We start from the raw sequence: 2,856 nt of genomic DNA, 5'->3' as shown, positions 1-2,856 counted from the left end.
ATCATCCGACCATATGCAATGCCGGGTGGTTACCCAGGATTGTCATTGATGGTGGAACTCTCAAGCGCGAATAGGACAATTAGTACTGGTTAGCTCCATACGTTACCGTACTTCCACATCCAGTCTATCAAGGTCGTGGTCTCCGACCGTCCTATGAAATCTTATCTCGAGGGAGGCTTCCCGCTTAGATGCTTTCAGCGGTTATCCCGTCCATACATAGCTACCCAGCTGCGCTCTTGGCAGAACGACTGGTACACCAGAGGTATGTTCAACCCGGTCCTCTCGTACTAGGGTCAACTCCTCTCAAATTTCGACGCCCACGGCAGATAGGGACCAAACTGTCTCGCGACGTTCTGAACCCAGCTCACGTACCACTTTAATTGGCGAACAGCCAAACCCTTGGGACCTGCTCCAGCCCCAGGATGTGATGAGCCGACATCGAGGTGCCAAACAACCCCGTCGATATGAGCTCTTGGGGGTTATCAGCCTGTTATCCCCGGCGTACCTTTTATCCGTTGAGCGATGGCCCTTCCACGAGGGACCACCGGATCACTATGACCGACTTTCGTCTCTGCTCGACTTGTCAGTCTCGCAGTCAGGCTGGCTTATGCCATTGCACTCTAACAGACGGTTTCCAACCGTCCTGAGCCAACCTTCGCGCGCCTCCGTTACTCTTTAGGAGGCGACCGCCCCAGTCAAACTACCCGCCACAGAGGGTCCCAGCACCGGATGACGGTGCGTGGTTAGACATCAGAAACAAACAGGGTGGTATTTCACATTGTGGCTCCATGACAGCTGGCGCCATCACTTCAAAGCCTCCCACCTATTCTACACAGTTTCTTCCTAATGCCACTCTGAAGCTGCAGTAAAGGTGCACGGGGTCTTTCCGTCTAACCGCGGGTACTCCGCATCTTCACGGAGAATTCAATTTCGCTGAGCATGTCCTGGAGACAGTGGGGAAGTCGTTACGCCATTCGTGCAGGTCGGAACTTACCCGACAAGGAATTTCGCTACCTTAGGACCGTTATAGTTACGGCCGCCGTTTACCTGGGCTTCATTTCGGAGCTTGCACCCCTCCACTTAACCTTCAGGCACCGGGCAGGCGTCAGACCCTATACGTCGTCTTGAAGCCGACTTAGCAGAGCCCTGTGTTTTTGCTAAACAGTCGCTACCCCCTGGCCTGTGCCCCCTCAAAAAGCTTGCGCTCAGTGAGGGCCTCCTTCTTCCGAAGGTACGGAGGCAATTTGCCGAGTTCCTTCAGGACACTTCTCTCAAGCGCCTTGGTATACTCTACCTGACCACCTGTGTCGGTTTCGGGTACGGTCTATACGGTGGGGCTATTTCCCGGGACCTCTTCGAAGCACGATCAATCCGATAAGATCGTACAACACACGAGATCCGTCACACACCACCAGGCCCACGAATATTAACGTGGTTCCCATCGACTACCCCCTTCGGGCTCGTCTTAGGGGCCGGCTCACCCTGCGCGGATTAGCCTTGCGCAGGAACCCTTGGTCTTTCGGCGAGAGGGCATCTCACCCTCTTTATCGCTACTCATGTCTGCATTCGCACTTCCGATACCTCCACGACCCATTACCAGATCGCTTCAACGGCTTACGGAACGCTCCGCTACCGCGTATCCTGACACTCGTTCAGGACACACCCTAAGCTTCGGTGCGTGTCTTGAGCCCCGTTACATCTTCGCCGCAGGAACCCTTGATTAGACCAGTGAGCTGTTACGCTTTCTTTAAAGGATGGCTGCTTCTAAGCCAACCTCCTGGTTGTTTTGGGATTCCCACATGCTTTCCCACTTAGACACGACTTGGGGACCTTAGCTGTAGGTCAGGGCTGTTTCCCTTTTGACGACGGACCTTAGCACCCGCCGTCTGTCTCCCGCATAGTACTCATAGGTATTCGGAGTTTGGTTAGGTTTGGTAGATCTCGCGACCCCCTAGCCCATCCAGTGCTCTACCCCCTATGGTATTCGTGCGAGGCACTACCTCAATAGTTTTCGCGGAGAACCAGCTATTTCCCGGCTTGATTGGCCTTTCACCCCTAAACACAACTCATCCGGTAACTTTTCAACGTTAATCGGTTCGGACCTCCAGTGCGTGTTACCGCACCTTCATCCTGGTCATGCCTAGATCGCCGGGTTTCGGGTCTAATACACCAAACTCATTCGCCCTATTCAGACTCGCTTTCGCTGCGCCTACACCTAACGGCTTAAGCTTGCTTGGTACATTAAGTCACAGACCCATTATGCAAGAGGTACGCTGTCACCCCATAAAGAGGCTCCAACTGCTTGTAGGCAATCCGTTTCAGGTACTGTTTCACTCCCCTCATCGGGGTGCTTTTCACCTTTCCCTCACGGTACTAGTTCGCTATCGGTCATGTACGAGTATTTAGGCTTAGAGGGTGGTCCCCCTATGTTCAGACAGAATTACACGTGTTCCGCCCTACTCGAGTCCTGAATCATCACTTTCGCATACGGGGCTGTCACCCGCTATGGCCACACTTTCCAGAGTGTTCTGCTAGTTGAAATTCAGGCACTGGCCTGGTCCGCGTTCGCTCGCCACTACTAACGGAATCTCGGTTGATGTCTTTTCCTCCGGTTACTGAGATGTTTCAGTTCGCCGGGTTCGCTTCACGAAGCCTATTTTATTCAGCTAAGTGATACCTTCTTCCAATTACCCTCACTACGATTGCTCGCAGCCAGGATAATCGGATCAGGTGGGTTTCCCCATTCGGAAATCGTCGGATCAAAGCTTGCTCACAGCTCCCCGACGCTTATCGCAGCGTGCCACGTCCTTCATCGCCTGTACATGCCAAGGCATCCACGAATTGCCCTTACCTCAC

Annotated in this window: 1 rRNA gene (running past one end of the window); it reads right to left on the bottom strand. The window is 53.4% G+C overall.

From position 1 onward, the window contains the following. Positions 1-59: 59 nt before the first annotated feature. Positions 60-2,856 (bottom strand): 23S ribosomal RNA (locus E5A73_RS21045); it runs 5 nt beyond the window's last position.

Origin of the sequence: Sphingomonas gei (assembly GCF_004792685.1) — a bacterium.
Taxonomy (GTDB): domain Bacteria; phylum Pseudomonadota; class Alphaproteobacteria; order Sphingomonadales; family Sphingomonadaceae; genus Sphingomonas; species Sphingomonas gei.
Note: the sequence above shows the minus strand (reverse complement) of the source record. Positions and strands in the feature narration are given on the sequence as shown.